The following is a 3,405-nucleotide window of genomic DNA, read 5'->3' as shown; positions in this document are numbered from 1 at the left end:
CACCACTGGACGCCCTGCCTGTCGGAGGGGGAGGTGCGGCTGATGCACCGGGTGGTGCTGGACACGGTGCAGGACCAGCTGGCGCGGCGCGAGGTCTCGGAGCTCAAGCGCGGCGACGACGCGGTGCGCAAGCGGATCATGCGGCTGCGCGAGCGGATGACGGCGGCGGGCTACGACCGCGCTGTCGTGGCCGACGATGTGCTGGTCGAGCGGATGGATGCCTGGCTGGCCAAGCATGTGCGCGGGCAGCGGCGGCAGGATGCCTACGACAAGGTATTCCAGGTGGCGGTGCGCGAGCGCTGGATCGGAGGTGCCCCCAGACGCTGAGGCCGCGGAGTGTCCGCGGACTGTCCCGGACAGTCCGGTTCTGTCCGGCGGACAGAATAGCGCCAGACCGGCCAGAGGGGCGATGAGCCCCGCAAAACAACGCTTTCGACCCGATCTGTCCTGATCTGTCCCGGACTGTCCGGACATGTCCACGGACGGATCGGACAAGTCCGGCCAGGTCCGGACAGTCCGCTCTGAGAGAAGAAAGAGAAGAGAAGGACAAGGACAGCGGACAGAACCCAGAGGGCGAGCCTGTGGATAACTCCAGCAGGCGCAGAGAAGGAGGTGACGGCCATGATGGCAGCACCAGAGACCCGGCAGCAGTACGGGGACCAGTGGAAGGGCGCAGAGAGGCCAGGGGCCCGACAGCAGGCCGAAGGGCCGGGGCAGGGCGCAGAGGGATGCGCAGAGCAGGGTGCGCAGCAGGCCGGAGAGTCAGCGCATACCGTAGAGGGAAGCCAGCAGCCCGGAGAGCCGGGGCAGGGCGTGCAGCAGCCCGAGGAGAGCAACCGCGACCGCGTCCGGCGCCTGCTGCTGACGCCGCTCGGCTTCCGCTTCCGGCGCGGCACGGACGCGGGGGAGGCGCGCCGCAGCCTCGACGCTCTGGCGGACGAGCTGGGCTACATGAGCGACGCCAGTCTCTCCGCCCTGCGCGGCATGCTCGCCTCCAAGGGCGAGGGCTCGGCGCGCTGCTTCTGGCCGGACCCCGCGACCTTCCGCGGCTTTGCGGAGATCGTCCAGCCGCGCCCGCTCGAGGAGGTGCCGGCGCTGGTGCGCTGGTTCCGCTCGGTCGAGGGGCCACGGGCGGTGGAGGCCGGCACGCTGGTCGAGACCTTCCTCTGGTTCGAGAAGAAGAAGGCGCCGCCGCTGACGCCGCAGGCCCGGGCCATGGTCGCGCAGCGGGCGCAGCAGAACCGCCGGCGGCTGGAGGTGATCTCCGACCGCCGGGCGCGGGAAGTGCGCAACGACGCGCAGGACCTGGAGTGGGAGCGCTGGTACCGCAGCACGCTCGCCCGCGTCGAGGCGCTGGTCGCGCGCGTACAGCGCGAGAAGCAGGTAGGGCAGACCGATCCTGCGCAAGACACGACACGGACGGCAGAGGAGGTGGCCCGATGAAGGACAGGCTGGCAGAGATCATCGGCGACGGTCGCGCGGCACTCGAGGCGCTGCCGAAGGCAGAGCAGCAGGCGCTGGTAGACGAGATGGGCTCGATCGCCCGGGCCCGGCGCGCCGCCTGGGGCCGGTTGCCCGAGGCGGAGCGCATGCGGCTGGTGCGCGCCTCCGGCGCTGTGCCGGTCAGCACCGGCGATGCCGCGCCCGAGGCGCCGGCGCGCGGCGCCGTGCGCGTGGTGACGATGCAGGGGATGTGCCCGACGGGAGAGACCGGCTTCGAGCTGCAGCCCATCGGCTACCGCGGCCGGCAGACGATGCGGCGCGCCGACGCCGTGGACGTCATGGCGCACCAGGCGGCGCAGAAGAAGACCAAGGTGGCGCTGACACCGGCGCAGGTGGAGATGGGCCGGCACTACGCCGCGCTCTTCGAGCGCTGCGAGGCCAGCGACATGCGCGGCTCCTCGATGCAGATGACCGGCGGCCGCTCCGCCGGCGGCCGCGGCGGTGACGTCAACGAGGCGCGGCTGGAAGAGCGGCGGCGGCTGGTGGCGCTGCAGCGCCGGATCGGGGACGGGGTGGCGATGCCGATCCGCCGGGTGCGCCCCTCGAAGCGGGGCGCGGACGCCAGGCCGCGGCGTGCGATCAGCGACCGGCAGCTGGTCGACGGCGTCTTCGTCGAGGGGCTGACGGTCTCGGGCCTGCTGAAGAAGCACAACTGGGGCCTGGGCGGCGCCACGGTGCAGGCGGCAACGGCGGCGCTCGCCGCGGCCCTCGACCGTCTCTCGGGCCCGACCCCGCGCCCGCGCATGGAAGCGGCCTTCTACGGCACGCGCGCCAGCTGGCCGGTCGAGGAGGAGGAGGCGTAAGCGGCAGCGCCGCGCGCCGGCGGCGGCAGGAGAGCCGGACCGGCAGCGACGGACCAGGCGGCAAGGCCAGCGGCGGCGGCAGGGGCAGGGGCTCCCGCCGTCGCGGCGCAGGGGACCGGGGGTGGTCTGAAAATCTGGGCCACCTCGCGGTGACCGCGCTCCCAACCTTTCTTTTCGTGCGCGGCTATTTCAGGAAAAAAGCCCACTTGGTGGAGTAAGGGGGGTAGAGGCGCAGCGGCAGTGTCGGCTCTCTGCTGCACAAGAGAGGTAGAGCGCCTCCGACGTCGGCCAGGCGCTGTGATCGATGAGCAGGTTCAGGGGCTTTCGCTCTGCTACCCTGCAGCGCATTCTTCCGACGGCGGGTCGAAGGCGATGTAGATTGGCGAGGGGCCTTCTGGGCCCCTCGCGGCACGTCGCACTGATCCTCGAAACGACCGCAAGGCTACAGCATCCGCGAGCCTGCACCTTCAGCCGCGAAAGCAGGCTCCTGCCGTCCCGCATGCGGACCGGCCGACCTGCGCGAACTAAGGTTTGATCTGGCCGGCGGCGGACCATTCGCTGTCACGCCTGTCCCACTTCCTCTAGCCGCTTGCTGCCCCTTGAGTCGAACCTTCGTCAAATAGCGTGTCATCGTCGGATGCACGCCCAGTCTTGTGGTCAGCTCTGACATGATACCCCCGACTATGAGGTTTTCACCGCAAACATGCTTGGCAGCCTCCGTTAGCGCGTTTGCATTTCGCCCGGGTCTTACCTCCTCGTACTTAGAGACCAGCATGCAGCGGCCATACGCTCTTGCGACTGTCCGGCTTTTCGGTCGGGAGCTGATCGGCTCGCGCCAAGGGTGCATAGGGTGTTGTTGACCAAAACTGTCGACATGGTACTGGTCCCAGAAACACGGCTGATCTGACTCCGACTACCTGCGAGGACACACATGCTTCTAACACGGATCTTCGTCGTTACGGCTATCAGCGGGGTCGCAATCGGAGCTGCAGGCGTATTGCAGGTGACCTGCCCCCCGATCGTCCCTCATTCATAATGAGAGTCTGCCGGTTTGAGATTGGTAGTCGGGGGGTAGTTTCATGGCAAGCGCGCCGGGCGC

The 3,405-nt window shown here is 69.4% G+C and carries 2 protein-coding genes and 1 pseudogene; all 3 read left to right on the top strand.

The annotated features are described in order from the left end of the window. Positions 1-327, top strand: a pseudogene (locus DFP88_RS17180) (hypothetical protein); the annotation flags it as partial. Between the two features lie 294 nt (positions 328-621). Beyond that, positions 622-1,443, top strand: a complete 822-nt coding sequence (locus DFP88_RS16695) for a hypothetical protein (RefSeq protein ID WP_146227571.1) — start codon at positions 622-624, stop codon at positions 1,441-1,443. After that, positions 1,440-2,306: a hypothetical protein gene (locus DFP88_RS16690; protein ID WP_110815824.1), complete on the top strand. Its 867-nt coding sequence runs from the start codon at positions 1,440-1,442 to the stop codon at positions 2,304-2,306. The genes DFP88_RS16695 and DFP88_RS16690 overlap by 4 nt, the downstream gene beginning before the upstream one ends. The last annotated feature ends 1,099 nt before the right edge of the window (positions 2,307-3,405 follow it).

It is taken from the genome of Pseudoroseicyclus aestuarii (genome assembly GCF_003217255.1).
Lineage (GTDB): Bacteria > Pseudomonadota > Alphaproteobacteria > Rhodobacterales > Rhodobacteraceae > Pseudoroseicyclus > Pseudoroseicyclus aestuarii.
Note: the sequence above shows the minus strand (reverse complement) of the source record. Positions and strands in the feature narration are given on the sequence as shown.

Excerpts from the sequence above, each read along its gene's own strand:
- DFP88_RS16695 (WP_146227571.1), top strand. The coding sequence starts at position 622 with ATGATGGCAGCACCAGAGACCCGGCAGCAGTACGGGGACCAGTGGAAG.
- DFP88_RS16690 (WP_110815824.1), top strand. The coding sequence starts at position 1,440 with ATGAAGGACAGGCTGGCAGAGATCATCGGCGACGGTCGCGCGGCACTC.